Annotated in this window: 29 protein-coding genes; 18 read left to right on the forward strand and 11 right to left on the reverse strand. The window is 65.0% G+C overall.

From position 1 onward, the window contains the following. Positions 1–283: 283 nt before the first annotated feature. From XH93_RS19785 to XH93_RS19795, 3 genes are all read left to right on the forward strand, one after another. Positions 284–868, forward strand: a complete 585-nt coding sequence (locus XH93_RS19785) for a septal ring lytic transglycosylase RlpA family protein (RefSeq protein WP_194474828.1) — start codon at positions 284–286, stop codon at positions 866–868. A 508-nt stretch (positions 869–1,376) separates the two neighbouring features. Beyond that, the gene (locus XH93_RS19790) at positions 1,377–2,942 is read left to right on the forward strand and encodes a serine hydrolase (protein WP_194474829.1); all 1,566 of its coding nucleotides are present in this window, start codon (positions 1,377–1,379) and stop codon (positions 2,940–2,942) included. Positions 2,943–3,073: 131 nt separating this feature from the next. Further along, entirely contained in the window at positions 3,074–3,253 is a 180-nt protein-coding gene (locus XH93_RS19795; RefSeq protein WP_139484040.1) for a hypothetical protein, read from the forward strand. A 59-nt stretch (positions 3,254–3,312) separates the two neighbouring features. Here the strand turns inward: XH93_RS19795 and XH93_RS19800 are convergent, their stop codons facing one another. Continuing rightward, the gene (locus XH93_RS19800; protein WP_194475240.1) at positions 3,313–4,041 is read right to left on the reverse strand and encodes a class I SAM-dependent methyltransferase; all 729 of its coding nucleotides are present in this window, start codon (positions 4,039–4,041) and stop codon (positions 3,313–3,315) included. 189 nt (positions 4,042–4,230) lie between these two features. Between XH93_RS19800 and XH93_RS19805 the strand changes: the two genes are divergently transcribed. From XH93_RS19805 to XH93_RS19815, 3 genes are all read left to right on the forward strand, one after another. After that, entirely contained in the window at positions 4,231–4,416 is a 186-nt protein-coding gene (locus XH93_RS19805) for a hypothetical protein (RefSeq protein WP_139484038.1), read from the forward strand. 158 nt (positions 4,417–4,574) lie between these two features. Beyond that, on the forward strand, positions 4,575–5,096 hold the full coding sequence (locus tag XH93_RS19810) for a DUF1993 family protein (RefSeq protein WP_194474830.1): 522 nt from the start codon (positions 4,575–4,577) through the stop codon (positions 5,094–5,096). Between the two features lie 213 nt (positions 5,097–5,309). Next, positions 5,310–6,911: a hypothetical protein gene (locus XH93_RS19815; protein WP_246799668.1), complete on the forward strand. Its 1,602-nt coding sequence runs from the start codon at positions 5,310–5,312 to the stop codon at positions 6,909–6,911. 47 nt (positions 6,912–6,958) lie between these two features. Here XH93_RS19815 and XH93_RS19820 read toward each other — a convergent pair whose 3' ends face one another. From XH93_RS19820 to XH93_RS19850, 7 genes are all read right to left on the reverse strand, one after another. Further along, entirely contained in the window at positions 6,959–7,195 is a 237-nt protein-coding gene (locus XH93_RS19820; RefSeq protein ID WP_194474831.1) for a hypothetical protein, read from the reverse strand. Between the two features lie 335 nt (positions 7,196–7,530). After that, a complete protein-coding gene (locus XH93_RS19825) occupies positions 7,531–7,704 on the reverse strand; it encodes a hypothetical protein (protein ID WP_194474832.1) in 174 nt (57 codons plus the stop codon). A gap of 9 nt (positions 7,705–7,713) precedes the next feature. Further along, complete coding sequence (locus tag XH93_RS19830) at positions 7,714–7,944, reverse strand: hypothetical protein (RefSeq protein WP_194474833.1); 231 nt, start codon at positions 7,942–7,944, stop codon at positions 7,714–7,716. 143 nt (positions 7,945–8,087) lie between these two features. Next, positions 8,088–8,432, reverse strand: coding sequence for a tRNA-binding protein (locus XH93_RS19835; protein WP_194474834.1), 345 nt, complete (start codon positions 8,430–8,432; stop codon positions 8,088–8,090). A gap of 6 nt (positions 8,433–8,438) precedes the next feature. Further along, positions 8,439–9,065, reverse strand: a complete 627-nt coding sequence (locus tag XH93_RS19840; protein WP_194474835.1) for a LysE family translocator — start codon at positions 9,063–9,065, stop codon at positions 8,439–8,441. After that, complete coding sequence (gene pdxY / locus XH93_RS19845) at positions 9,065–9,940, reverse strand: pyridoxal kinase PdxY (RefSeq protein ID WP_194474836.1); 876 nt, start codon at positions 9,938–9,940, stop codon at positions 9,065–9,067. The genes XH93_RS19840 and pdxY overlap by 1 nt, the downstream gene beginning before the upstream one ends. A 10-nt stretch (positions 9,941–9,950) precedes the next feature. Next, complete coding sequence (locus tag XH93_RS19850; RefSeq protein ID WP_194474837.1) at positions 9,951–10,124, reverse strand: hypothetical protein; 174 nt, start codon at positions 10,122–10,124, stop codon at positions 9,951–9,953. Between the two features lie 334 nt (positions 10,125–10,458). Here XH93_RS19850 and XH93_RS19855 point away from each other — a divergent pair, with 334 nt between their 5' ends. The 7 genes from XH93_RS19855 to XH93_RS19885 all read left to right on the forward strand — a co-directional run bounded on the left by XH93_RS19855 (position 10,459) and on the right by XH93_RS19885 (position 18,082). Then, entirely contained in the window at positions 10,459–11,865 is a 1,407-nt protein-coding gene (locus tag XH93_RS19855; RefSeq protein ID WP_194474838.1) for an adenylate/guanylate cyclase domain-containing protein, read from the forward strand. Positions 11,866–11,882: 17 nt separating this feature from the next. Beyond that, positions 11,883–12,560: an FMN-binding negative transcriptional regulator gene (locus XH93_RS19860; protein ID WP_194474839.1), complete on the forward strand. Its 678-nt coding sequence runs from the start codon at positions 11,883–11,885 to the stop codon at positions 12,558–12,560. 382 nt (positions 12,561–12,942) lie between these two features. After that, positions 12,943–13,983 (forward strand): IS110 family transposase, encoded by a 1,041-nt coding sequence (locus XH93_RS19865; RefSeq protein WP_139862237.1) that lies wholly within the window; start codon positions 12,943–12,945, stop codon positions 13,981–13,983. Positions 13,984–14,901: 918 nt separating this feature from the next. After that, positions 14,902–15,153, forward strand: a complete 252-nt coding sequence (locus XH93_RS19870) for a hypothetical protein (RefSeq protein ID WP_194474840.1) — start codon at positions 14,902–14,904, stop codon at positions 15,151–15,153. Between the two features lie 421 nt (positions 15,154–15,574). Then, the gene (locus XH93_RS19875; protein WP_139484027.1) at positions 15,575–15,835 is read left to right on the forward strand and encodes a PepSY domain-containing protein; all 261 of its coding nucleotides are present in this window, start codon (positions 15,575–15,577) and stop codon (positions 15,833–15,835) included. Positions 15,836–15,978: 143 nt separating this feature from the next. Continuing rightward, positions 15,979–16,710, forward strand: coding sequence for an ROK family protein (locus XH93_RS19880; RefSeq protein WP_194474841.1), 732 nt, complete (start codon positions 15,979–15,981; stop codon positions 16,708–16,710). An 88-nt stretch (positions 16,711–16,798) separates the two neighbouring features. Continuing rightward, positions 16,799–18,082, forward strand: coding sequence for a cystathionine gamma-synthase family protein (locus XH93_RS19885; protein WP_194474842.1), 1,284 nt, complete (start codon positions 16,799–16,801; stop codon positions 18,080–18,082). Positions 18,083–18,184: 102 nt separating this feature from the next. Here XH93_RS19885 and XH93_RS19890 read toward each other — a convergent pair whose 3' ends face one another. Beyond that, positions 18,185–18,709, reverse strand: coding sequence for a MarR family winged helix-turn-helix transcriptional regulator (locus XH93_RS19890; protein WP_194474843.1), 525 nt, complete (start codon positions 18,707–18,709; stop codon positions 18,185–18,187). 218 nt (positions 18,710–18,927) lie between these two features. Between XH93_RS19890 and XH93_RS19895 the strand changes: the two genes are divergently transcribed. After that, entirely contained in the window at positions 18,928–20,118 is a 1,191-nt protein-coding gene (locus XH93_RS19895; protein WP_194474844.1) for an adenylate/guanylate cyclase domain-containing protein, read from the forward strand. A 140-nt stretch (positions 20,119–20,258) separates the two neighbouring features. Here XH93_RS19895 and XH93_RS19900 read toward each other — a convergent pair whose 3' ends face one another. Beyond that, complete coding sequence (locus tag XH93_RS19900; protein ID WP_194474845.1) at positions 20,259–21,245, reverse strand: LLM class flavin-dependent oxidoreductase; 987 nt, start codon at positions 21,243–21,245, stop codon at positions 20,259–20,261. Between the two features lie 238 nt (positions 21,246–21,483). Between XH93_RS19900 and XH93_RS19905 the strand changes: the two genes are divergently transcribed. Further along, positions 21,484–21,948 (forward strand): DUF6314 family protein, encoded by a 465-nt coding sequence (locus XH93_RS19905; protein WP_246799721.1) that lies wholly within the window; start codon positions 21,484–21,486, stop codon positions 21,946–21,948. 15 nt (positions 21,949–21,963) lie between these two features. On the opposite strand, the gene XH93_RS19910 is transcribed toward XH93_RS19905, so the two are convergent. After that, positions 21,964–22,494, reverse strand: a complete 531-nt coding sequence (locus XH93_RS19910) for a hypothetical protein (RefSeq protein WP_194474847.1) — start codon at positions 22,492–22,494, stop codon at positions 21,964–21,966. 70 nt (positions 22,495–22,564) lie between these two features. On the opposite strand from XH93_RS19910, the gene XH93_RS19915 reads away from it, so the two are divergent. From XH93_RS19915 to XH93_RS19925, 3 genes are all read left to right on the forward strand, one after another. Continuing rightward, the gene (locus XH93_RS19915) at positions 22,565–23,152 is read left to right on the forward strand and encodes an exopolysaccharide biosynthesis protein (RefSeq protein ID WP_194474848.1); all 588 of its coding nucleotides are present in this window, start codon (positions 22,565–22,567) and stop codon (positions 23,150–23,152) included. A gap of 211 nt (positions 23,153–23,363) precedes the next feature. Further along, a complete protein-coding gene (locus XH93_RS19920; RefSeq protein ID WP_194474849.1) occupies positions 23,364–24,380 on the forward strand; it encodes an acyl-CoA desaturase in 1,017 nt (338 codons plus the stop codon). A gap of 336 nt (positions 24,381–24,716) precedes the next feature. Next, positions 24,717–24,986 (forward strand): DUF2312 domain-containing protein, encoded by a 270-nt coding sequence (locus tag XH93_RS19925; RefSeq protein WP_194474850.1) that lies wholly within the window; start codon positions 24,717–24,719, stop codon positions 24,984–24,986. Positions 24,987–25,121 lie beyond the last annotated feature (135 nt).

Here is a 25,121-nt window from a genome sequence, read left to right on the forward strand (position 1 = left end):
TGCGCCACGACTCCAGTCCGGTTTGACCAAAGCAAGGCAAGAGGGTGGAGAGGTTGGGGTGTTTCGGGAACATCCCGTGGACGAGCGGTGCACGGATCGGCCGGCGCCGTCAGCATCAGCGGTGCTCCGAGTTGTGTGGCCCATCCACCACACCCACGCGGAAATCGTGCCACGCAGGCCACACCTTGCCGCATTCCGCCTCCGTTCCGCCCCGATTGGATTCGGCCATTGGGCGACGTTGGATTTTCGGCTTGGGCTGGGGAGCGCGAGTTGGGGGTGCAACATGTCAGGCGACGGTGCAGTCAGTTCGTACGTCGACGTCAACCGCGGCCCACCCGGCGCCGTGCGCCCGGTCTCATTGGCTCCTGCGCGACGCGCGCTGCATCTGTTCGCCGCCGTGATCGGCGCCGCCTCGCTTGCGGCCTGCGTGCAATCCTCCGTCGTCAGCGAGCGCTCGCAGGCGCTCGCAAGCCGGCCTGCGTCGAGCGAGCCAGTTCGAACCACGGCAGCTCCGGCCCGCACCCGCGTCGCGGCCATGCGCCGGCATACGCCTTACGCGTCGCGCAAGAAGCCCGGCGCGACCAGGACCGCGTCGCAGGGAGTCGCGAGCTTCTACAGCGAGGCGCAGCAGACCGCGAGCGGTGAGAAATTTGACGGCCGCGACCTGACCGCGGCGCATCCGACATTGCCGTTCGGCACCAGGCTGCGCGTCACCGACGTCAAGAGCGGCCGCTCGGTCACGGTGCGGGTCAACGACCGCGGACCCTATGTGCCCGGGCGCGTCGTCGACGTCTCCTATTCGGCCGCGCAATCGCTCGGCATGATCGGCAAGGGCGTCGCGAATGTCAGGCTGGACGTGGTGCAGTGAGGCGGAGGCGAGGGCGGGATTTTTGCCGGTCTGACCGGGAAAAAGTCCCGGTCGCGTTGCCGCTTTAATCCCGTTGTCCGCGCAACCAGTCCGGCTAGAATCATCGCCGCTACTTCCCGTGCTCTCGATTTCCAGGCGCGTGGATTTCAACCCAATGAACCTTCCCCGCCTTCGCTTCCTGAAGGCGGGGTTTTTCTTTGGCTGGCATGCAGCCTCAACGCGTTGACAGGCAGGGCAATCGCATATGGGGGGTTAGAGTGATGTTGGCATTGGCGGTGGGCTCCCTCTCCTGCTTGCGGGGAGGGCGGGGTGGGGGTGTCACGCACGAATCCCACCGTGGAGACACCCCCCACCCGCCACGCATCTCACGATGCGCGTCGGCCTCCCCCGCACGCGGGAGAGGCGAAGTGAGCCAGCTGATAAGCTTGTGCGCCACATATGCGATTGCCCTGCGTTGACAGGGCCGGCCGGCGCCATAACCTCCGCTCCTCTTCCCGAGGAGCGCGCCATGCCAGATAACAACGAAAAATCCGACGGCATTTCATTGGGGCAGCCCTCGCGACGCGGTGCGTTGCAGCTGTTCATGGGCGGCGCGGCCATGATGTTTGCGCCGGATGGGCGTATCGTTACGCCGGCACGAGCCGAGACCGCCTCTGCCGATGGGCTCGTGCGCGGCCGGCCCGACGAGCAGGGCATCGCGCCGTCGGCGATCACAGATTTCCTCGACGAGGTTGATCGCCAGGGCTACGAGCTGCACAGCTTCATGCTCTGGCGCAACGGCCGGGTGGTCGCCGAGGGCTGGTGGTCGCCGTACCGCGCCGATCTCAACCACATGATGCATTCGCTGACCAAGAGCGTCACCGCCTGCGCGGTGGGCCTTGCGATCGCCGACAAGCGCTTCGGCCTGCAGGACAAGGCGGTGTCGTTCTTCAAGGACAAGCTGCCGCCGGTCGTCGACGACAAGCTCGCCGCGATGACGGTGGAGGATCTGTTGACCATGCGCACCGGCCATGCGTCGATGACGTCGGGCTCGGCATGGCGGCCGATCAAGACCAGCTGGGTCGCCGAGTTCTTCAAGATCCCGGTGGTCCACCAGCCCGGCACCAAATGGGTCTATACCTCGGCCGCGACCCATCTGCTGTCCGCGATCGTGACCAGGACGACCGGAGAGGCGGTGGCCGATTATCTGAAGCCGCGCCTTTTTGATCCGCTTGAAATTTCAGGCCATGAATGGCCGGTCGGGCCGGAGGGCATCTCGCCGGGCGCCAACGGCCTGAGCTGGAAGACGGTCGACGCCCTCAAGCTCGGCATCCTGCACGCACAGAACGGGATGTGGAACGGCAAGCAGGTGCTGCCGGCCGACTGGGTCGCCGCCGTACAGCAGCCGCACGTCAAGGATACCTACGGCTATCAATGGTGGATCGGGCCGGAAGGCACGTTCTACGCCGACGGCCTGTTCGACCAGCTCAGCTTCGTCTTCCCGAAGCACAATGCGGTGCTGGCGATCACGGCCGGCATTCCGCAGCGCAGCGGCTTCAACAAGCTCGTGTTCCGCCATTTCCCCGCGATGTTCTCCGGCGCGGCGGCGAACAACGATGCCGATGCAGCCAGGCTGAAGGCGCGCACCGCAGCGCTGCAATTGCTGCCGCCGCTGGTGCCGGCTTCGTCGCCGGTCGCCGCCGGAATTTCGGGCAAGACGTGGCAGATGCCGGAGAACGCCGACGCCATCAAGTCGGTGACTCTCAGCTTCGCCGACAAGACCTGCATCTTCACGCTCGAGGACGGCAGGGGCACGCACAGAATCGAGGTCGGGCTCGACGCGCCGCGCGAGGGCACGACGACGATGACCGGCAACAAGCTGCACCACGAGTACCAGCCCGATCTGATGCGCGTGGTCGCGAGCGGCAGCTGGCGCGACCTGCGCACCTTCGTGATGACCTGGACCTTCGTCGAATCGGCGTTCCGCGACACCGTGACCTGCACGTTCGAAGGGCCGCAGATGCGGTTCGCGCGCAGCGTCAATGTCAACTCGTCGGCGCTGGACATGCCGACCTTGATGGGAAAGCTGGCGTAGCCGCGACCGCACGTTGCGCGTTTGCGTAGGTGCGCAAGCGCTTTCACCAAATTGTCACGCTCCCGGCGAATTCCGGCCCAAAGCCGCTGCCAACAGACGGCCGAGCAGAATGCGTCGGTGAGGGACAAGCGTTGGCCTACAAGATGATCGCAGAACGCGAGAACGAAACGGTCAGAATCGAACGCGAGAGCACCTGGCTCATCGTGGCCAAGGCCCGGGTCTGGGCCAGCGAGGGATGGCAGGTCGTCATCACCGACAAGGATGGAAAATCCTACCCGCCGGAGGATTTCGACAAGCTCGCGGCGGCGTGAGAGCGTTTTCCAGCGAAGTGGATGCCGGTTCGCGTGAAGAAAACGCGTCAAACGAGAATCTAGCGCTGCGCTGACACCAGCAGCATCATCGGGCGTTCGAGCTCGTCGGCGAGTTCAGGTATCGCCGCGATCTGCTCCGGCGTCGGTGAGAACTCCTCGATATGACGGAGCGCAAAGCCCGCGCTCATCAGCGTGTTGAGCGTGGTCCCGATGGTGCGATGATATTTCAGCACGCCTTGCACGTACCATTCGGTGCGGCGTTCGCCTTCGATAAAATAGCGGTTGACCGGCCAGGTCTTGCGGCCGTCCTCATCGGCTCCCCAGCGCGGATGCGCGGCCGCCATGTAGACCGGATGTTCGATGGTGAAAACCAAATGCGACTCCGGGGGCAGCGCGCGATGCAGCATGCGCGCCAGCCGATCAAAATCCCTGATGTAGTGGAAGGCGAGCGCGCTGTAGGCGAGATCGAACGCGCCCTCCGGCAAGTCGAGCGTTTCGAGATCGGCGATCTCGTATGCGATGGCCGGATCCTGCGTCATCTCTTTCGCCCGCGCGATCATGTTCTGCGACAGGTCGATGCCGAGCACGCCCGCAGCGCCTTGCTCGCGCATCCAGCGCGCGGCCCAGCCGAAGCCGCAGCCGAGATCGACCACGCGCTTGCCCGCGACGTCGGGCAGCATGGCGCGGATCGCCGGCCATTCGGGCGCGCCGACGAGGCCGCGGACCTGCCGCGGCAACCGGCTGTAGCCGGCAAAGAAGCCGGGGTCGTCATAGATGTTCTGGGCCATGGTCACGGTCGCTTCGAAAGACTCGGCAGTCTCTCTCTGTAACCCGCTGCCGTGGCGCGTGGGAACCCGTCATTGCGGCGAGTCGGGCCGTCGCCTGGAACCAGACATCGCATTCGGCGGTTTTGATCCCAGCCCCGCGGGACAGCGCCAGGCCGGTCCCTGCGAGATCGGACAGCGGAGGAGAGCGCCATGATTGCCGAGACCGAAATCCACACCATCGCACGTCAAATGCTGCAGAAGCACGGCCCGCAGGCGATCGCCCAGGCCGCGCAGAACGCCATCGCGTGCGAGAGCAAGGGCGACACCGACGAGGCCCGCGACTGGCGTCATGTCGAGCAGGCCATGAAGATCATGCGCGGCCCGAGCCAGGGCTGACGACCCGGCAAGACGATGCTTGAGCACATGATCCGGCGATCTGCGCCGGATCGTGCGGCTTGCGATGCCCCGGCGCTGCTCTAATTACTTGCCTTGGCCGGAAATTCCGGGGCCTCTATAATTGCAAAACAGCACAATTTCATCTGGGGGAATTCGCCATGGCCTTTTCACTCTACGACGCGACCGTCGCCAATTACCTGCAGATCCTCGGCGCCGTCACCAGCTTCCTCGACAAGAGCCTCGCGCACTTCAAGGAGGCGGGCGTCGATCCCGCCGAGATCGTCGAGACCCGGCTGTTTCCCGACATGCTGCCGCTCCGCTTCCAGGTGGTCTCGCTCGCGCATCATTCGCGCGGCGCGATGGACGCGGCGAAGAACGGCGTATTCGTGCCGCCTTCAGCCAAGCCCGACCTGGACTATGCCGCGTTGCAGGCGCTGGTGAAGGATGCGCATAGCGAGCTCTCGGGCCTGACGCCTGATAGCGTCAACGCGCTGGTCGGACGCGACGTCACCTTCAAGGTCGGCGACCGCACGATGCCGTTCACGGCGGAAGGCTTTCTGATGTCGTTCTCGCTGCCGAACTTCTTTTTCCACTCGACCACGGCCTACGACATCCTGCGCCACAAGGGCGCCCCGCTCGGCAAGCGTGACTTCATCGGCCGGCTCACCTTGAAGAAGTAACGGCGTCACGTGCAGACGCCGTTATCGTCGCTCGGCTGCAACTACAATCTTAAATAGTGAATATAAATCGCGGTTGTGCAGCAGCACCGGCGATGTTATTAATCTCAAGTAGTGAGCTAGCTATATTTCAACTTTGTTCTGGTGCCGGGCGATGGCCGCCAGCGCCCGATTGCGGGCGTTTGACGGCTTTGGTCGGTGGGTTCGGGGGCTTCCATGAAGACGAAGACCATGAAGACATGGCTATCTGCAATCCTGCTGCCGTTTGTGATAGCGGTGGCGATCGCGGCGTCGCCGCTGGTCGCGCAGACGCAGTCCTCCTATCAGCCCCAGGCGCAGTTCTGCGTCGACGGCAAGGGCGCGCTGTGCGCAAAGCTGCCGGCCTATATCGGGCCGGATCCGCTGCTCGCGCTCACCGACGGCTACAACGGCCTCTACGGCCAGCCGCCGCAAAAGGCGTCGGAGGATTTGCAGACCCCGTTCGACAACATGGCCTGGCAGATGTTCGTGGCGCTGAACTGGGCGCTCAGCGGCGTCGACCAGCCGGCGGCGCAAGGGCTGACGATGCCGGGGCCGCGGGTCTGGCAGGGCTATCCCAAGGTCAGCGCGCTGTTCGGCAATTCGAAGAACCGCGCCGGCTGCCGCCAGGCACTCGCGCTGCCGACGTTCTACATCGGCTCCGACGGCAACGGCGCGCCGGCGCCGAACAATGAAGAATATCTGCAGGCCTCGACCAATTTGCCGCTGATCGACGTCAACGGCAACTGGACGCTGTTCGAGCGCCGCGTCAACGCGATCGAGGCGTCGTATTTGCGCGCGCCCCAGGGCCTGTCGTCGCAGAAGCTGACGACGCGCGACGGCCAGCTCAATTTCATCAAGAACAATCCGAAGGGCGCCGAATTCACCGCGTCGGCCTCGATGCCCGACGGCAAGAACGGCTCGATCGAGATCAAGGCGGCGTGGCGTGTGCTCGATCCCAGCAAGGACGACGTCTCGAAATATTATACGCAGAACATCCTGCTCGCGGTCTCCGGCGATCTCGTCAGCAACGGCCAGCCGTTCTGCCGCAGCGAGAAGGTTGGCCTGGTCGGGATGCACATCCTGCAGCGCAACCCGTTCGTCGAGAAGAACAAGGCGCTGCGGCCGCAATGGATCTGGGCGACCTTCGAGCACGTCAACAACGCGCCGCAGGCGCAGACGCCGTGCAACGTCTCCAACGGCTGCGGCGATGCCAAGAGCCCGACCTACTGGATCAACCAGCCGAGCTGCGGGCCGGCGGCGAGCGCGCCCGGCGCGCATTACTCGTACTACGATCCGGCGCAGTCGGGCCTCGGCACCAACATCGCGCCGCAGAACCTGCTCGGCACCAAGACGCGCTTCCCGTGGAATCCCCGGCCGCCTTACGCGCAGGGCGGCACCAGCAAGGCCACCGCGCTGCCGCAGGCGGTGCGCTGCTGGCAGATCTATCCGACCACCACCAATCTGAACGAGCAGTGGCGGATGGCGCTGGCCTCGACGAAGAGCGTGTTTCAGAACTACATGCTGATCGGCACGCAATGGGGAGGCCAGCTCGAACCGCCGACGCCGCCGAATCCGGTGCCATCAAACGCAGTGCCGGGCATGCTCTCGAACATCACGCTCGAGACCTACATCCAGAACTACACCGGCAGCGATCCGAGCCTGCCGGGTCCGGGCTCGTGCATCAGCTGCCACAACTTCGCGACGCTGGTCGACGGCAAGACGTCGGCCAATTTCAGCTTCCTGCCGGGCCTGGTCGACCCGGTCGCCACGCGCGCCAAGATCAAGACCGCGCGGTGAGGGCGGTCACCTGACGCGAGCGGCAAGTCCGAGCGCAGTGGCGGACGCTAGCCCGCCTTGCGCCATTGCGGCACCGGATCGAGCGGCGTGCGATACAGCTCGCTGCGATCGGCGTCGGTGACGCGGACCGCGCAGCCGCGCGCCTTCAGCTCCGGCTTGACCTGCGACAGCTCGCAGGCGAGCTGGTCGGCGCGATCGGAGGCCACGAGAAGGTTTTCGAGGATGATGGTTCCCTGATCACGGAACTCGTCTCCCACCACAAGATCGAAGGTGTAGTACGGCATTCCGATGTCTCCTTCGGTATGCAGCACAGGGTAACACTGAGTCGCGTGTTTCCTGCGTGCGTTGCGCTTGTTCGTCGAGCGATCGGCGCAAAACCATGTGCAGAACATCACGCTTGATCAGCAACCGAGCAGATGCGCGGCACAATGATGGAGTCCGTGTGACCCAGCTCACCGCCATGGCGTTAAGATTTGATTAAAAGTCTCACGGCAAGCTTGAGCCAGGCTGGAATTGCGGCGGAACCGGACTGTTCGAGCCGGCAGCTGCAGGAGAGGGCCGGTGGCGTAACGCCCGCCGGCCTTTTCTCGTTGAGGGCGCCGCCGCGCCGCCTTCGACTTTAGTCGCGCAGCGCGGCCTGATGCCGGGCGCGCCATTTCGGGCCGGGGCCGCGCATGTAATGCAATTCGGGGCGATAGGGGTGCGAGACGCCTTCGATCAGCGCCAGACCGCGCGCGACCAGGGCGGCGAGGCGGCGGCGCAGCGATCGCAGGGTGAGTTCCATCGTGTGCATGGCGCCCTCTCAGTGCATCTGGCCGAGGACGTCGACGAACGGCAGATCGAAGATCTCGTCGCCGAGATCGTCGGTGACGTGCAGCACCCAGTTCCGCCAGTCCTCCACGCTCGGCGTCATCAGATAGCTGCGCACCAGGCATTCCGCATGCTCGCGCGCTTCGCCGAGGTTCATCGCGGCGCCGGCGCGATCCAGAATCACGTGCTTGTCGTCGGAGCAGTGGAAGTAGACTGCGGGCATTTCCGGATTCCCATTCCCATGGCGAGTCTCATCTCGCACCCTGTGATAGCAGTCGGGATCGTTTCGGAGAATCCGGATGATCCCCCATCGGGAAACTACGGGAATTGCTGACGATTTGAATCACGCGGCCGTGATCAGCGAGGTCAGAAGACCGCTTCGCCCACGTTAACCTCGCTGCGCGGGCCGAGCACGATGACGTTGCCCGCGGCGTCCTTGGCGCCGAGAATCAAAAGTTCCGAGATGAAGCCCGCGATGTTCTTGGCGCCGAAATTGCAGACGCACACCACCAGCGAGCCGAGCAGCGCCGCCGGTTCATAATTGGTGATCTGCGCGCTCGACCACATGATTCGCTCCGCGCCGACGTCGACGCCGACCTTGTAAGAGGGGTTGCGGGCGCGCGGAAACGGCTGCACCTCGACGACCTTTCCGATTCGGATATCGAGTCGAGCGAAGTCATCGTAGCTGGCTTGCGGCTTCAGGGGAGACATTATCGCTCACCGCTCCTGGAAGGCGAGGCGGACGCCGAGCGCGATGTAGATGGTGCCGACCACGCGGCCCTGCCAGCGCCCGATGCTCTTGTTGCGCCGGATCCACGGGCTGATCTGGCCGGCCGCGAGCGCCAGCAGCGAGGTGTAGGCCGCGCTCATCGCGACGAAGATCAGGCCGAGGGTGGCGAACTGCGCGACCGCGGAGCCGTGACCGGGATGCACGAACTGCGGCAGGAAGGCGAGGAAGAACAGCGCGGTCTTCGGGTTGAGCATTTCGGCCCAGATCGCCTGGCGGAACGCGCGCTGCGCATCGACCGGCTGCGACGCCGGCAGATGCAGGTCGTCGTTCCTCTCGAACAGCGCGCGGATGCCGAGCACGATCAGATAGATCACGCCGGCATACTTCACGATCGAGAACGCCAGCGCCGAGGTCATCAGCACCGCCGACAGGCCGAACGTCGCCATCGCGGTGTGGACGAGATCGCCGAGCGCAATGCCGAAGCCGGTGGCGACGCCGACCCGCGGGCCGCCGGTCACGGAGCGCGCCAGCACCAGCAGCACGGCCGGGCCGGGGATCAGGAACAGGCCGAGCACGACGGCCGCGTAGGTGAGAAGGGTGGTGAGGTCGATCATCAGACGGGTCCCGGATGGTGAGGTGCGGCAATGGCGACGGCCGCAAAGCGGTGCTTCGGATCAAGCATCACGTCCGCGCTCGCGACAATGCGCATTTCCTCGGTGCCTCGCTGCGCCGTGCGCTCGAGCACGCCGTGGATCGCGGATGCCGCATCGCTCAGCGCATCCGGCGTTGCCGCGCCGCGCACGCGGGCCGACGCGAACAGCGCCGCGAACAGGTCGCCGGTGCCGGACGGGCTGATCGGCACACGCGGCGTGCGCACGCGCCAGCCGCCGTTGCGTTCGATCGCCAGCGTCTCGATCTCGCCGTCGGGCGTATCGGCGAGCTCGGCGCTGGTGACGACGATGGTCAAGGGGCCGCGGGCCATCACGGCACCGGCCTGCGCGATCACGGCATCGGCCGTGGTCACGCGCGCGCCGCAGAGAAATTCGAACTCGAAATGATTGGGCGTGATGATGTCGGCGAGCGGGCACAGGGTGTCGCGCACCAGCGGCGGGATGTCCGGGCGGACGAACATGCCGCGGTCGCGATCGCCGAGCACGGGATCGCAGCAATACAGCAGCGCAGGGTTTTGCGCCTTGGCGCGGGCGACGAACTCGGCGACCTCGTGGGCGATGTCGGCCGAGCCGAGATAGCCCGACAGGATCATGGTCGCGCCCGCGATCGCGCCGCGCTCCTCGATGCCTTGCAGGAGGTCCGCGACCAGCTGCACGTCGAGCACCCGGCCGCGGATGGTCGGATAGCCCGGCCGGTTGCTGAGCAGCGTGGTCGGCACCGAGATGACGTCGATGCCGGCGAGCTGGATCGGAAACACCGCGGCGCTGTTGCCGACATGGCCCCAGGCCACCTGCGACTGAATGGAGATCACGCTCATCGCTTGCGCGTCACCCGAACAGCGCGGCATAGATCACGTAGAACCAGCCCAAAATGCCGTGGATGATCGCCCACAGGATCGAGTGGTTCTTGGTGTAGGAGATCGCGATCGCCAGCGCCGAGCCGAACCCCACGCCATATTTCGCGCCCTCGACGCGAACCCCGTAATGCCGATTGCCGTTCATGATGTTCCTTCCGTCGCGCGAGGTGGGGAAGGGTAACTGCCACCTGCTGTCAATTCAACGGTGGAATGGCAGGCCACATTCAGTCGTCGTCCCGGCGAAAGGCGGGACGACGGTGGAGAGACTGTGCGCACAATCCTATCACCGTCACCCTGAGGTGGCCGCTTCTTCAGCGGCCCTCGAAGGGTCGACGGCCCGGCTAGTGGCCGATTCATCCTTCGAGGCTCGCCGAAGAGGCTCGCACCTCAGGATGACGGGTTTGTCAGCGGTATTCGATACGCGCAATTGATTTGCCCGCGGGCTTCCGCCGGGTCGGCATTCATGCGACATTTGCCGCATGAGTGAAGCGGAGACCCTGTTTGCTGTGCTACGTCAGTCGGCCGACGAGGCGGTCGTCGACATGCTCGAGCGCATGGTGCGGGATGCACCGGACCTTGCGCTGAACCGGATGAACCCGCTCGACCTTGCGGCCAGCAGCGGTCTGGCCGAGGAGCAGGTGATCGCCGGGCTGCTGCATGCGGTGTCGCTCGGCATGCTCGAGATGACCTGGGCCGTGATGTGCCCGAGCTGCGCCGGGGTGCTGTCCGCCAACAAGAGCCTGAAGACCCTGACCAGCGCGCAATACAATTGCGGATTCTGCGCCGTGGGGTACGAGACGACGCTCGACAATCTAGTCGAGGTCACCTTCACGGTCAGCCCGCGGCTGCGCAAGATCGCAGCGCATAATCCCGACGAATTGTCGGTGGCCGAGTACTACCGCCAGATCTTCTGGAGTTCGGCGATCGATCTGCCCGACGATCTTGAGCAGCCGCTGCGCGAGGCCACGCTCGAAACCGTCGATCTGCCGGCGGGGGAACGCGCGATCCTGTCCATGAACGTGCCGGCGGGCACGCTGATCGTGTTCGATCCGGTGACGCATGCGGCGCAATTCCTCGACGTCAGGGGCGAGGAGGCGCGCGAGCGGCAGAATCTCACCGTTGTCTTCAACAAGATCCAGGTGCCGGTCGACACCACCGTGCTGCGTCCCGGGCCGCTGCGGCTGACTTTGGAAAACCGCACCGACGCCCGCGTGCTGCCGGCGGTGTGGGTGGCGAGCCAGGCGCTCGACGATCTCCTGGGGCGGCGCAAGCCGTATTTGACCGCAAAGCGCCTGCTCACCAACCAGACCTTTCGCGACCTCTACCGCACCGAGACGCTGGCGATCGGCCAGCGCCTCAAGATCCTGAGCCTGACCTTCCTGTTCAGCGACCTCAAGGATTCCACCGCGCTGTATGATCGCGTCGGCGACCTCGTCGCCTTCGATCTCGTCAACGAGCATTTCCGCCTGCTGCAGGAGATCATCGCGGCGGAGCGGGGCGCGGTGGTGAAAACCATCGGCGACGCCGTGATGGCGACCTTCGAGACCCCGGACCGGGCGATCGCCGCCGCGATCCGCATGCAGGAGGCGATGAGCGATCTCGGCGCCGAGCGGCAGCATCAAAGCCTGCGCCTGAAGATGGGCATTCATGAAGGATCGTGCCTTGCCGTCACCCTCAACGGCCAGCAGGATTATTTCGGCCAGACCGTGAACATCGCTTCGCGGGTCCAGGGACTAGCCGCCTCGCGCTCGATCGTGGTGACGGAGGCGGTGCTGGAGAACGCCGAGACGCGGGCCCTGCTCGAGGCCAACGGCTTGCGGCCGACGCAGAAAACCGTGACCTTGAGCGGCATCGCCGACAAGGTGTCGGTGTACGAGATCACCTGAACGCATCGCCGCTCGTCATGCACATCCTCCGTCCCCAGTTCCGGATCGAACAGCAGCGCGCGCTGGAGTTTGCCGCCGCGCGTGGCTTTGGCGTCATCGTCGCCGCGGACGCGAACGGGCCGCGCGCATCCCACGTGCCGTTCGTGATCGAACAGCGCGATGGCGGCGTCACCGTGCAAGTGCACTTCACGGCGAAGAACCCGCTGGTCGAGCTCGCCGACGGCAAACGGCGCTTCCTGCTGATCGTCTCCGGCGACGACGCCTACGTCTCCAACGACTGGTACGCCTCGCGCGACAACGTCTCGACCTGGCTCTACGAGGCGGTGCATCTGTCCGGCGTCGCGCATCTGCGTGCGACCGGCGACAACCGCGGCCACGGCGATGCGCTGCTTGCGGCCGCCGAGGCGCGGCTGCCGAAGCAGCCCTGGGATCTCGCGCAGATGGAGCCGACAAAGCGCGAAACGATGCTGGCGGCGATCCGGGTGATCGATCTCGTCGTCGACGAGATCGAGGGCCAGTCAAAGCTCAATCAGCACAAGAGCGATGCCGACCATGTCGCGGTCGCCAACCAGTTGGCGCGCGCGACGGAGACGGGGAGCCGCCGGCTTGCCGAGAAGATGCGGGCGCTGCGGCCGGAGCTCGACTACGATGACGTAGAAAGCGTAGGGCGGGTTAGCCAACGGGTCCGCCCGTAGGGCGGCCCGATGACAGGCTCCGCGTAATCCGCCACTTCGCGAACCCGACCGTGGATCAGCCGTCATTGCGAGGCGCGAAGCGACGAAGCAATCCATCGCTCCGCAGATGCGGGACGACGGATTGCTTCGCGGAGCCTGTCATCGGGCGGCCCTTCGGGCCGACCCGTTGGCTCGCAATGACGTGGATGGTGCCTGCACGATCGGCCGCGTAGATGGGGTAACGGGCCCGCGGTCCTCCCTTCCAAGCAAGCCGCGCTAGCTACGGCGCTGTTTTGATGCGCGCGTCGCGCGGCTTGCTTGGAAGGGAGGCGGTCGTCCCTCACATTGATGGTGTAACGGAGTCGGGGCTTGAGCCCGCTCCAAGCATCGAGGAGAGACGACCATGGACCATTATGCCGGAATCGACGTGTCATTGGAATGCTCCAGCGTGTGCGTTGTCGATGCGAACGGCAAGATCGTTCGCGAGGCCAAGGTGGCGAGCGAGCCGGAGGCGCTGATCGACTGGTTCCGCTCGCTCGGGTTCGATCTGGCCAGGATCGGACTTGAAGCCGGACCGCTGTCGCAATGGCTCTATGCGGCGATGAAGAAGGCCTGTCTGGCGGTCGAGCTTCTGGAGACGCGCCATGTGAGCGACGCGTTCAAGGCGATGCCGGTGAAGTCTGACCGCAACGATGCCCGCAATATCGCACAATTGATCCGGCTCGGCTGGTTCCGGCCGGTCCACTGCAAGTCGATGAGCGCGCAGGAGACCCGCGCAATGCTGACGGCGCGCAAGCTGGTCCAGAACAAGCTCCAGGACGTCGAGAACAGCCTGCGCGGGATCTTGCGTGGCTTCGGCTTGAAGGTCGGCAAGACAACCAAGCGCAGCTTTGCGCCACGGATCCGCGAGCTGGTGACCGGCCATCCGGCGCTCGAGACGATCGCCGAGGCGCTGCTCGCGGCCCACACGGTGCTGGTGCGCGAGTTCAACGGATTTGAGAAGCGGGTGCGGGCGATGTCGCGGTTGGATGCCAAGGCCAGGCTGCTGATGTCGACGCCGGGCGTAGGACCGGTCACCTCGCTGACCTATGCCAGCGCCATCGACGACACCTCCCGCTTCATTTCGTCGAAGCGGGCGGGGCCGCTGTTCGGGCTGACGCCGAAGAAGTATCAGTCGGGCGAGACCGACTATTCCGGCCGCATCAGCAAAAACGGCGACGCCGCGGTGCGCGAGGCGCTCTATGAGGCCGCCCACAGCATCCTGAGCAAGCCGATCAAGGGCTGCGCGCAGCTCAAGAGCTGGGCGATGCGGATCGCCCGCCGCGCCGGCATCAGCAAGGCCAAGGTGGCGCTGGCGCGCAAGCTCGCCGTGATCATGCTGCGCATGCTCAAGGACAACGTCCCCTTCAACGCGACTGCCAAGGCAACCGCCATGGCGGCTTAAAACAGGAGCAAACAAGTTTTCGGGCGGGTCACCACACCAGCCTTCCCGAAGCGAAGTCCCTTCGCCGGGACGATGGATCAGGTCAGGCCGTCATCCGGGTTGTCGACGCATCCCACGATGCGATCACGCTTCCGTAGATTGGCCGACCTGCTCCTCTTAGAACCCCATCAGGCGACGGCCACCGCGCCGATCCCGTACAGAAGCAGGTTCCCGGCGAGCGGATGATGCAAAAAGGGATTGACTAACCAAGGCCCGTTACAGAAGCCCGGATGGAGCGGAGCGCAATCCGGGGACGGTGTCTCCGCGGAGGCTGTCCCGGATTTCGCTTCGCTGCATCCGGGCTACGAATTGGTGCCGTGTCGTCACCGATGGCGGATTACTTCGCGAACCCGACCGTGGATAATCCGTCATTGCGAGGCGCGAAGCGACGAAGCAATCCATCGCTCCGCAGATGCGGGACCATGGATTGCTTCGCGGAGCCTGTCATCGGGCGGCCCTTCGGGCCGACCCGTTGGCTCGCAATGACGTGGATGGGTGCTTGCCTGCACGATCGGCCGCGTAGCCCGGATGGAGCGGAGCGCAATCCGGGGACGGTCTCCGCGGAGAGGCTGTCCCGGATTTCGCTTCGCTGCATCCGGGCTACGAATTGGCGCAAACGTCTTGTTAAGAATCGATTCGTGCCGATTTCTTCGATTCCGATTCGTTCTTTGCGAACAAAATGGAGTCAGAGGCAGAACAAGGCGGCATTGCGGCCTGCTTCTCGATTTCTCACGAGACATCACAAACAGTTTGATCGGGACCGTCGGCCCGGCCGCGTCGGAATAAAGCGCGGCGCGGGCCGTCATGACCGGTGCACGAACTGAATTCAGCAGAGGCAAGGTGCCTCGATCGTGCTGAAGCCACCAAAGGAGAAGTTCGATGACGTCGGTCAAGTGCCTGTCCGCGGGATTGCTCGCGATCGTTATGCTCACTGCGTCAGCCGCGGCGCAGGCGATGCCCGCATCCGGGCGACACGAGATGGTGACGAGCAGGGTGAGCGTATCCCAGCCCGGGCAATGGACAGACAGCTATGCCTTGACCCGGCCGCTGTTCTCCGTCGGATCCCATGCGTCGCCTCAGAATATGCCCGGCGGTGTTTGCGACCAGGGCGACGATCCCATGATCTGCTGAGCCTTGCGCAGTGACGCTGCCGAATTGGCCGCGACGCGCGCGCTATCGCTGACATCGTCATCGGACGCGCGATCGCGCGGCCCGATGATGATGCAAGCATGGAGCGAAGCGTAATCCGGGGACAGTGTCTCTGCGGAGATGCTCCCGGATTTCGCTTCGCTGCATCCGGGCTACAAGTTTGCGCAAACCCCTTGTTAAGAAACGCCTCGCGCCGATTTGTTCGATTCCGATTCGTTCCTTGCGAACAAAATGGAGTCGGATGGAGAACGAAGCTGTGACGTCAGCGCGGCGGGAACCGTCACCAAATCGCCGCAACTGCCGAAGTTTCGTGCGGTTTCGTGCTTTCCAATTTCGGAACCGGGTGCCCCTGCCGCTCGTTCTATTGCGGGATGATTGTTCAACCGTTCGACAGGAGTGCACCATGCGAAAAGTCATTGTTCCGATCATCGCGGCCCTCGCGCTCGGCGCAGCGACGCCGGCGATGGCCTACGATTCCGGTAGCCAGATTTCGATGCAGGCTGCGCTCGACGTCGCAACCGATCTCGGCATCGTGACGGTCTCCGAGACCCAGTTCCTCGGCGACGAGTGGGAGATCGAAGGCCGCGATGGCGCCGGCCGCTGGATGAAGGTCGACGTCGACGCGCGCAGCGGCGCGGTGCGCAACCTGGAGCGTGGCTGGTAGTCATTACACCGCGTGATCTGACCCCGCCGACGTGATGTAGTCGCGCGTAGTAGTGCGTAGCCCGCATGAGCGGAGCGACATGCGGGAAAACCCCGGATGTCGCTTCACTCATCCGGGCTACGATTTTGTGCTATGCCTCTTGCATGGCAAAGAAGGCAAGGAAGCTGACATCGCGGCGATCGATCCTGGTGATCGACATCGGCGGGACCCACGTCAAGGTCATGACCGACCGGGAGCGCGTCAGGCGCGAGTTCGAATCCGGTCCCCGCCTCTCGGCCAAAGAAATGGTGCGCAAGGTCAAGGCGCTGACCAAGGACTGGTCCTATGACGTCATCTCGATCGGCTATCCCGGGCCGGTTGTGAACAACCGGCCGCTGCGGGAGCCCTACAATCTCGGCCGCGGCTGGGCCGGCTTCAACTTCCAGAAGGCGTTCGCGCGCCCGACCAAAGTCGTCAACGATGCCCTGATGCAGGCGATCGGCAGCTATCAGGGCGGCCGGATGCTGTTCCTTGGCCTCGGCACGGGCCTCGGCTCGGCGATGATCGTGGACGGCACCTTCGAGCCGATGGAGCTCGGGCATCTGCCGTACCGCCACGGAAAGACCTTCGAGGACTATGTCGGCGCGGCGGGCCTGCAACGCCGCGGCAAGAAGAAGTGGCGCAAGACCGTCGACGACGTCATCGCGCTGCTCGCCGCCGCGCTGGAGCCCGACTACGTCGTGCTCGGCGGCGGCAATGCCGAGCACGTCGATCACCCGCCGCGCAATGTGCGGTTCGGCGACAACGCCAATGCGTTCGAGGGCGGATTCCGGCTGTGGAGGAAGGGGCGAGGCAAATCGTCCCGTGTGCACCGAAATCACGCAGCGCGGCCTTAGCGGATTTCACAGGGATGGATTACCCTTCGACGGACGATTCCGGCAATCGCCGCCCGTTCGGCGTGTCCGCAAGTCAAGGAGACCGGCCATGACAAAACCGTTTCCATCCAGAACCCACATCGGCAATCACACGCTGCATCCGGAAACGCTGATGCTGAACTACGGCTATGATCCGCAGCTGTCGGAGGGCGCGGTCAAACCGCCGGTGTTTCTGACCTCGACCTTCGTGTTTCGCACCGCCGAGGACGGCAAGGACTTTTTCGACTTTGTCGCCGGCCGGCGCGAGCCGCCGGAGGGGATGGGCGCGGGGCTGGTCTATTCGCGTTTCAACCATCCGAACAGCGAGATCGTCGAGGATCGGCTGGCGATCTATGAGCGCACCGAGAGCTGCGCGCTGTTCTCGTCGGGCATGGCGGCGATCTCGACCACGGTGCTGGCGTTCGCGCGGCCGGGCGACGTGATCCTGCATTCGCAACCGCTCTATGGCGGCACCGAGACGCTGTTCACCAAGACGCTGGCCGGGCTCTCGATCGGCGCGGTGGGTTTTGCCGACGGCCTCGACGAGGCGACCGTCCGCGCTGCGGCGGAAGAGGCGATGAAGAAAGGGCGGGTGTCGATGATCTTCATCGAGACGCCGGCCAATCCGACCAACGGTCTGGTCGACGTCGCGCTGACGCGGCGGATCGCCGACATGATCGGCAAGGCGCAGGGCCATACGCCTGTCATCGCCTGCGACAACACGCTGCTCGGGCCGGTGTTTCAGCGGCCGATCGAGCATGGCGCCGATCTGTCGCTGTATTCGCTGACAAAATATGTCGGCGGCCATTCCGACCTGATCGCAGGCGCGGCGCTCGGCTCCAAGGCGCTGATGAAGGACGTCAAGGCGCTGCGCGGCGCCATCGGCACCCAGCTCGACCCGCATTCCTGCTGGATGATCAGCCGCTCGCTGGAAACGCTCAGCCTGCGCATGGAGAAGGCCGACCGCAACGCGCGCCTGGTCGCCGACTATCTGCGCGACCATCCCAAGGTCGCCGCCGTGCATTATCTCGGTCACCACGACGCCGGCTCGCCCGCGGGCCAGGTGTTCGCCAGCCAGTGCTCCGGCGCCGGCTCGACCTTCTCGTTCGACATCGCCGGCGGGCAGGCTGCCGCGGAAAAATTCCTCAACAGCCTGCAGATCTTCAAGCTCGCGGTCAGCCTCGGTGGCACTGAATCGCTGGCGAGCCTGCCGGCCACCATGACCCATTCCGGCGTGCCGGCCGCGATCCGCCACAGGATCGGCGTGCTCGATTCGACCATCCGCCTCTCGATCGGCATCGAGCATCCCTCCGACCTGATCGCCGACATCGCCCAGGCGCTGAACGCGGCGTGAGCAACGGACTCCGCTTCACCTCGCCCCGCGTGCGGGGAGAGGTCGGATTGCGAAGCAATCCGGGTGAGGGGGAGTCTCCGCAAACTCGCTGCACAAACTCGGCTAGCGGAACGACGCGAGGATCTCGAGCAGCCGCTCGCGGTTGTCCTTGCCGATCTTCTCGATGACATGCCGCTCGTGCTCGGCGGCGAGCAGCTTGAACTGGCGCAGCGATGCCTCGCCTGACGCGGTGAGATGCAGGGCATGGCTGCGCCGGTCGACCTTGGACGCCGCGCGCTTGACCAGGTTGCGCTGCTCCAGCGCGTTCAAGAGATGGACCAGCCGCGCGCGCTCGATGCCGAGGCGCTTTGCCACCGCCATCTGGGTCAGGCCCGGATTGGCCGATATCACCGTCAGCACGGAATACTGCGTCGGCGTGATGTCGACCGCTGCGAGCGTCTTGATGAAGTCCTGGAAGATCCAGAGCTGAAAGCGCCGCACCGCGTATCCGACGTGCAAGGCGAGGCCGTCGAGGCCGACATCGGCGCTCGCATCGATATCCTGGGCCTCGGCCTTCGGCTTTCGCTTCCCCGATGCGGCAGACTTCGCTTCGGACTTCGCTTCGGCCTTGGCGGCGCGCGCTGGCACGGCGATCTCTCCGGTTCGATCCTCGCGCCGGACGGCGCATCAATTGTTGTTGAATGCAACAATAATACGATTGGATCGAAAGCCAAACGATTCCGCGTCGCCCCACGGGTGCCCGAACCGGCCGCGGCACGGGGGGCGTGCAGGGCGGTCATTGACGCGGTGCGACGCGACGCACATATGGTGGTTCGCCGGTGCACCTGACCGGCGAGGACCACGCCATGCCCCCAGACATCGATCCCGCCACCGCGCTGACCGAAAGCGACGTCGTGCGCTGGCTGACCACCGAGACGCGCGACCAGCGCTTCATCGACAATCTGTTCGCCGAGCTGTGCCTGCGGCTGCAGCGCGCGGGCATTCCGCTGAAGCGGGCGTCGCTGCATCTGTTGATCCAGCACCCGCAATGGCTCGGCGCCCGGATCCTGTGGATCAACGGCGCGCAGGAGGCGACGATCACGCGGGTCGATTACGACGTCACGCAGCGCCCCGAATTTATCGGCAGCCCGGTCGAGGAGATCCAGGGCGGCGTCACCGAGATCCGCGAGCGGCTGGCGGACGGTCCGGAGAAGGGCCGCAAGCATGGCGTCTACGACGAGCTGCGGGCGCAGGGGCTGACCGACTATGTGGCGTGGCCGATGCTCCATACGCTCGGCAAGAAGCATATGGTGGCGTTCTCGACCGACCGGGTCGGCGGCTTCGACGACGCGCATATCGCAACGCTGCAGCGCCTGCTGCCGCTGCTCGCGCTGGTCAGCGAAATCCGCATGAAGAACCGGCTGGCGCGCACGCTGCTGGAAACCTATGTCGGCGCCCACGCCGGCGAAATGATTTTGGCCGGCGCCACAAGGCGCGGCAGCGGCGCAACCGTGCGCGCCGCCATCCTGATCTGCGACCTGCGCGATTTCACCCGAATCTCGGACTCCTGGCCGCGCGACGACGTGATCGACCTGCTCAACGACTACTTTGACGCGATGTCGGAGCCGATTGCGCGGCACGGCGGCGAGATCCTCAAATTCATGGGCGACGGCCTGCTCGCGATCTTTCCGCTCGACGAGCCAAAGGCCTGCGCCAATTTGCTGCGCGCCGTGACCGAGGCGCGCCAGGCGATGGCGGCGCTGAACGAGAAGCGCACTGCCGGCAGCGCGCCGCTGCGCTACGGCATCGGCGTCCACGTCGGCGACGTCATGTACGGCAATATCGGATCGAAGGCCCGGCTCGACTTCACCGTGATCGGTCCCGCCGTCAACATGGCCTCGCGGCTCGAGGCCCTGACAAAACAGCTCGGCAAGCCGGTGCTGCTGTCGCGCGAATTCGCCGACCTCGTCGCCAGCGAGTTCAAGCTCGAACATGTCGGCGAGCATTCGGTGCGCGGCTTTGCCGAGCCGATCGAGCTGTTCGCCTATCACGGGTGAGGGCCACGCTATTGCCTTCGGCCGTCATTGCGAGGAGCGTTGGCGACGAAGCAATCCATCCCTCCGCGTACGCGGTCAAATGGATTGCTTCGCTTCGCTCGCAATGACGGGGATAATGCCGACCGACCGTCTAATCCGCCCTACACGATCCCGCCGGCCTTCGCGATCAACTCGAACGAGCGCAGCCGCTTCTGGTGATCGTAGACATCCGACACGATCATCAGCTCGTCGGCGCCGGTCTCGGCGACCAGTGCGTCGATGCCGGCGCGCACCGTCTCGGGCGAGCCGACGATGGAGCGGGTCAGCATCCGCATCGCCTGCGCCTTTTCCGACGGCGACCAGTAGCTCTCGATGTCGTCGATCGGCGGCTGGCTCAGGCCGCGCGCGCCGCGAAAGATGTTGGTGAACGACATCTGCTGCGTGGTCGCGAGGCGCCGTGCCTCGTCGTCGGTCTCGGCGGCGATGATGTTGACGCCGACCATGGTGTAGGGCCGGTCGAGCTGCTCCGACGGCTTGAAACGCGCACGGTAAATCTGCAGCGCCTGGATCAGAAGTTCAGGCGCGAAATGCGAGGCGAAGGCGTAGGGCAGGCCGAGCTCGCCGGCCAGCATCGCGCCAAAATTGCTCGATCCCAAAATCCACAGCGGCACGTCGGTGCCTGCGGCCGGCACCGCCTGGATGCGCTGGTTGGGACCGGCCTCGGCCAGGAAGGCCTGCACCTCGAGCACGTCCTGCGGAAAATTCTCGGCGGCCTCCGGCGTGCGGCGTAGCGCCCGCAGCGTCAGCTGATCCGTTCCCGGCGCGCGGCCGAGCCCGAGGTCGATCCGATCCGGAAACAGCCGCGCCAGCGTGCCGAACTGCTCGGCAATCACGTAGGGCGCGTGGTTCGGCAGCATGATGCCGCCGGCGCCGACCCGGATGGTCTTGGTCCCCGCCGCGATATGCCCGATCACCACCGACGTCGCGGCGCTGGCGATGCCCGCCATGTTGTGGTGCTCCGCCACCCAGATGCGGCGATAGCCCCAGGCCTCGGCATGAACCGCGACATCGCGCGCATTGTACAGCGCGCCCCGCGCATCGGTGTCCTGGGTGACGCGGACGAGATCGAGAATGGACAGTGCCGCCACGAAAACTCCCGAACGAAGAGTGCATGAAGGACCCCGCCAGCGGTCGGCTGTGTCCAGGCTGATCCGAAGCGGCAGGTTTGGCCGGTCGGCCCGTCCCATATGGATATGCTGCCGATGCGGGTCAATCCGCGGCTACGACAAGGCCATGGACCGCCGCCGACATGTGTGCCACCACGGCGCGGTCGAGGCAGCGAGCCAAGCGGAGAGGGATGAGCCCCTATGCGATTGCGGTGTGGCCATGATCGCTGACGGACCTCAGGCGGCTGTTGTCAGCGCGTGGCGATCGCCGGGCGACGTCTTTGCCTGCCTGAGGGGCGAGTGGAAGCTGCTGCGCCGTCTCGACGGCCGCGGCTGGATGCAGGGCACCGCCACCTTCAGCGACGGCGTTGACGGAAACCTCGCCTATCACGAGCGCGGACGTATCAAGCTCGACGCGCAGGAGTTCGAGGCCGAGCGCAAATACGTGTTCGCGGCAAGGCCAGCCGGCTTCGCCGTCTATTTCGCCGAAATCCCGCTGCGGCTGTTTCACGAGGTCAAGCTGACGCGCGCGGACGGCACGCTCAGCGGGCAGTCGACGCACCTCTGCGCCGCCGATCTCTACCGCAGCCGCTATGCGTTCTTGCCGGATGGACGATTCACGATCGACCACGAGGTGTCGGGACCGAAGAAAAGCTATTTGCTATCGACGATGTTTGCACGATGAGCATCGGCTCGCGGCTTAACGGCCGCTTGCGGCCGCATTGAGCGGCGCGCCGCCGACCGAGATCGGGCCCGACGGCTTCGGCGCGCGAACCGACGGGCGTCTCGGCTTCGGAGCAGCATGTGGCGCCGGCGCAGCAGCTGGCGCTTCAGCCACGGCCGGCGGCGGCGCTGGTGCGGGAGGCGGAGCGGGGCGCTCCAGCGCGTCGACCTTCGCGGTCAGCGCGGCCAGTTGGTCGGCGACGGTCTTCAACTGCTCCTGCTGCGCGGCGACCGATTTGCCGAGCGCGGCCAAATCATCCTCGACCTTCTGATGGGCGGCGAGCAGGTCCGGCAGCGCCTCCTTGTCGGCTGCGGCCACCTTTTCGCCGGAGAACGAGTTGCTCAAGGCGGGAACCAGCGGCTCGATCTGCGGCCAGGCGTAGACGCCGCCCGCGCCTGCGACCATCAGGATCACGATCAGGAGAAGCCATGGCCAGCGGCGGCGGGTGGCGGTAATGGAGCTGGACGGCGCGGCGCTGTGCCACGCCTGATCGGAATCGCTGTTCATCAACCTTTCGTAGTCCGCCTTGGCGGGCGTTGCAAATCGGGGCTGGCATGCCCCTTCGTCCGGAGACCCCTTGGCGCCGCCGCAAACCTCCCAAATCCTGGCCGACCTCGTTGCGAAAGCGCCTGACGGTCCCGTCGACCTCGAATGGCTTCTCGGCAATCTCGACAAGCGTTCGTTCGGGCTTCTCCTGCTGTTGCTCGGCCTCTTGGTGATCATCCCCGGCATCGCAACCATCGCGACGCTGGCGCTGCTGTTCCCGGCGGTCGAGATGATGCTCGGCCGCAGGGCGCCGTCGTTTCCACGCGTCATCTCCAAGCGGCAGTTCGACTTCAAGCGCTTCAAGCGATTCACCATCGCGGTCAGCCCGATGCTGCAGGCGATCGAGCGCATCAGCCGGCCGCGGTGGGATGCCCGTCACGACGTGATCGATCGCCTCGTCGGCCTCGTCGTCTTTCTGCTGGCGTTTTCGGCCGGCTGGCCGCTGCCGCTGGTCAACGTCATTCCGGGCATGGTGGTGGTGCTGATCGCGGTCGCCTATTTGCAGGAGGACGGTCTCTTGCTCGCGGTTGCGATGGCGGCCGCGCTGCTCTGCCTGCTCGGGCTCGGCTTCACGCTGTGGGCGTCGGCCAGCGCGGTGATGGAGTGGATGGCGCACTGAAGCGCGGCCGCATCGCCGCAAGCGTGCGACGAAGGCGGCGCCGGGTTCCGCAACGCATCGGCAAACCATTGAAATCGCGCGACGCTACTCCCGCGCGTTAACCGCGTCCTTCAGGTCCGGCCCGCGCTCCCGCTTAAGTCCTTGCCCGGAACAACCCATGGCTGTACGGTGCGCTGCGCAAGGGTTAATTTTTCGTGAATGGACCGCTGGAATGACCGCAGGTGAGGGCGTGGCGCCGGAGCAAGGCGCGGACCCGAAAATGCCACGGGGCGTGGTTGTCGAAGGCCCGCTGGTCGACGCCAAGTTCCTCGATTCCCGGATCGCGTTCGTCATCATGGTCACGGGTTCGATCGCGGCGCTGGTCTGGGCGTTCACGCAAGGCATCGGCTGGGTGGAGATTTCCGTCTTCCTCGGCACGTTCGCGCTGAGCACGGTCGGCATCGGCTTCATGCATCGCTACTTCGTCCACCGCAGTTTTCGCTGCGGTCCGGTGATGCGGACGCTGTGCGCGATGATCGCGACGATGGCGGTGCAGGGTTCGATCCTCAAATGGGTCTCCAATCATCGCCGGCACCATCTGCACGCCGACAAGCCCGGCGATGTCCACAGCCCTTACTATGACGGCGCCGGCAACCAGCATGTCAGCTTCCTCAAGGGGATGCTGCATGCGCAGGGCGGCTGGGTGTGGGACAAACAGACCACCGATCCCGAAGTCTACGCCAAGGACATTCTGGCCGACCCGATCGCGATGTTCTTCACCAGGACACGCTGGTACTGGGTCGCAGCGTCGGCGGTGCTGATCCCGGGCGCCATCGGCTACGCGTTCGGCGGCGTGCACACGATGATCGGCTGCATCTTGTTCTCCGGCCTGTTGCGCAGTTACCTCATGACCATGGCCACCTCGCTGGTCAACTCGGTCTGCCACAGCGACGGCCGCTACGGCTATCGTCGCTATGAGCTCAATGACGGCACCACCAACGAGCTGGTGACCACGTTCCTCACCTTCGGTGAAGGGCTGCACAACAACCATCACCGCTTTCCGCGCGACGCCTATTTGTCGCACGCCTGGTACGAGATCGACATCAACGGCCTGATCATTCTCGGGCTCGGCAAACTCGGGCTCGTGCACGACATTTTCCTCAGCCCCGTATCTGCTGCCGGTGCGGTCGCCGGCCAGAACCCGATCGACGTCGTTGCCGAGGACCTTGACGCGTCCGGCGTAAGGTAGCGCCGAGGATGGGTGGAGCGCGTTGCGATACCCATCATTTCCCACAAAGCAGACGGATAGGTATCGCTTCGACCGCGACAGTTTAGACCCCCGTCATTGCGAGCGAAGCGAAGCAATCCATCGCACCGCATATGCGGACCGATGGATTGCTTCGTCGCTCCAGCGCAAAATTGCGTTGCAATTTGCGCTGGGCTCCTCGCAATGACGGCGGACAACATCAAGTCCGCTACGAAGCCTTGTGACGCCGTAAGATTAGTCGCTGCCGCGGCCGCCTCGCTTAAGACATTGGTCATCTCTTTGCTTTCATTTTCACCGCGCATTCAGCAAAGAGGTCCCATGTCTGACATCACCATTCCCGGCGGAAAAATTCGTGCCTTCGTCGAGCGGATCGAGAACATCGACGGCGAACTGCAGGAACTGAACGAGCAGAAGAAGGAAGTGTTTTCCGAAGCCAAGGGCGAGGGCTTCGACGTCAAAATCCTCAAGGAGATCGTCAAGCTCCGCAAGCAAGACCAGGACGAGCGCGACGAGCGGGAAAGCCTGCTCGACCTCTACATGCGCGCGATGGAGACGGCGCCGGAGGAGAAGGCTGCGAAAGCGGCGTGAGGCTTGTACACGCTGCAGGTAGGGCGGGTTAGCGCAGCGTAACCCGCCGGTTGGACTCGGAAGTAGTGGCGGATTACGCCTTCGGCTAATCCGCCCTACGCTACGCTTGATCCGATGTACGCGAGGTGCATCAGC

Source organism: Bradyrhizobium sp. CCBAU 51753 (genome assembly GCF_015291565.1).
GTDB lineage: Bacteria > Pseudomonadota > Alphaproteobacteria > Rhizobiales > Xanthobacteraceae > Bradyrhizobium > Bradyrhizobium ivorense.

Excerpts from the sequence above, each read along its gene's own strand:
- XH93_RS19800 (WP_194475240.1), bottom strand. The coding sequence starts at position 4,041 with ATGGCCCAGAACATCTATGACGACCCCGGCTTCTTTGCCGGCTACAGC.
- XH93_RS19920 (WP_194474849.1), top strand. The coding sequence starts at position 23,364 with ATGACCGCAGGTGAGGGCGTGGCGCCGGAGCAAGGCGCGGACCCGAAA.
- XH93_RS19855 (WP_194474838.1), top strand. The coding sequence starts at position 10,459 with ATGAGTGAAGCGGAGACCCTGTTTGCTGTGCTACGTCAGTCGGCCGAC.
- XH93_RS19895 (WP_194474844.1), top strand. The coding sequence starts at position 18,928 with ATGCCCCCAGACATCGATCCCGCCACCGCGCTGACCGAAAGCGACGTC.
- XH93_RS19885 (WP_194474842.1), top strand. The coding sequence starts at position 16,799 with ATGACAAAACCGTTTCCATCCAGAACCCACATCGGCAATCACACGCTG.
- XH93_RS19820 (WP_194474831.1), bottom strand. The coding sequence starts at position 7,195 with ATGCCGTACTACACCTTCGATCTTGTGGTGGGAGACGAGTTCCGTGAT.
- XH93_RS19840 (WP_194474835.1), bottom strand. The coding sequence starts at position 9,065 with ATGATCGACCTCACCACCCTTCTCACCTACGCGGCCGTCGTGCTCGGC.
- XH93_RS19850 (WP_194474837.1), bottom strand. The coding sequence starts at position 10,124 with ATGAACGGCAATCGGCATTACGGGGTTCGCGTCGAGGGCGCGAAATAT.
- XH93_RS19790 (WP_194474829.1), top strand. The coding sequence starts at position 1,377 with ATGCCAGATAACAACGAAAAATCCGACGGCATTTCATTGGGGCAGCCC.
- pdxY (WP_194474836.1), bottom strand. The coding sequence starts at position 9,940 with ATGAGCGTGATCTCCATTCAGTCGCAGGTGGCCTGGGGCCATGTCGGC.
- XH93_RS19870 (WP_194474840.1), top strand. The coding sequence starts at position 14,902 with ATGACGTCGGTCAAGTGCCTGTCCGCGGGATTGCTCGCGATCGTTATG.
- XH93_RS19880 (WP_194474841.1), top strand. The coding sequence starts at position 15,979 with ATGGCAAAGAAGGCAAGGAAGCTGACATCGCGGCGATCGATCCTGGTG.
- XH93_RS19910 (WP_194474847.1), bottom strand. The coding sequence starts at position 22,494 with ATGAACAGCGATTCCGATCAGGCGTGGCACAGCGCCGCGCCGTCCAGC.
- XH93_RS19865 (WP_139862237.1), top strand. The coding sequence starts at position 12,943 with ATGGACCATTATGCCGGAATCGACGTGTCATTGGAATGCTCCAGCGTG.
- XH93_RS19785 (WP_194474828.1), top strand. The coding sequence starts at position 284 with ATGTCAGGCGACGGTGCAGTCAGTTCGTACGTCGACGTCAACCGCGGC.
- XH93_RS19860 (WP_194474839.1), top strand. The coding sequence starts at position 11,883 with ATGCACATCCTCCGTCCCCAGTTCCGGATCGAACAGCAGCGCGCGCTG.
- XH93_RS19830 (WP_194474833.1), bottom strand. The coding sequence starts at position 7,944 with ATGCCCGCAGTCTACTTCCACTGCTCCGACGACAAGCACGTGATTCTG.
- XH93_RS19815 (WP_246799668.1), top strand. The coding sequence starts at position 5,310 with ATGAAGACGAAGACCATGAAGACATGGCTATCTGCAATCCTGCTGCCG.
- XH93_RS19825 (WP_194474832.1), bottom strand. The coding sequence starts at position 7,704 with ATGCACACGATGGAACTCACCCTGCGATCGCTGCGCCGCCGCCTCGCC.
- XH93_RS19905 (WP_246799721.1), top strand. The coding sequence starts at position 21,484 with ATGATCGCTGACGGACCTCAGGCGGCTGTTGTCAGCGCGTGGCGATCG.
- XH93_RS19835 (WP_194474834.1), bottom strand. The coding sequence starts at position 8,432 with ATGTCTCCCCTGAAGCCGCAAGCCAGCTACGATGACTTCGCTCGACTC.
- XH93_RS19805 (WP_139484038.1), top strand. The coding sequence starts at position 4,231 with ATGATTGCCGAGACCGAAATCCACACCATCGCACGTCAAATGCTGCAG.
- XH93_RS19925 (WP_194474850.1), top strand. The coding sequence starts at position 24,717 with ATGTCTGACATCACCATTCCCGGCGGAAAAATTCGTGCCTTCGTCGAG.
- XH93_RS19875 (WP_139484027.1), top strand. The coding sequence starts at position 15,575 with ATGCGAAAAGTCATTGTTCCGATCATCGCGGCCCTCGCGCTCGGCGCA.
- XH93_RS19810 (WP_194474830.1), top strand. The coding sequence starts at position 4,575 with ATGGCCTTTTCACTCTACGACGCGACCGTCGCCAATTACCTGCAGATC.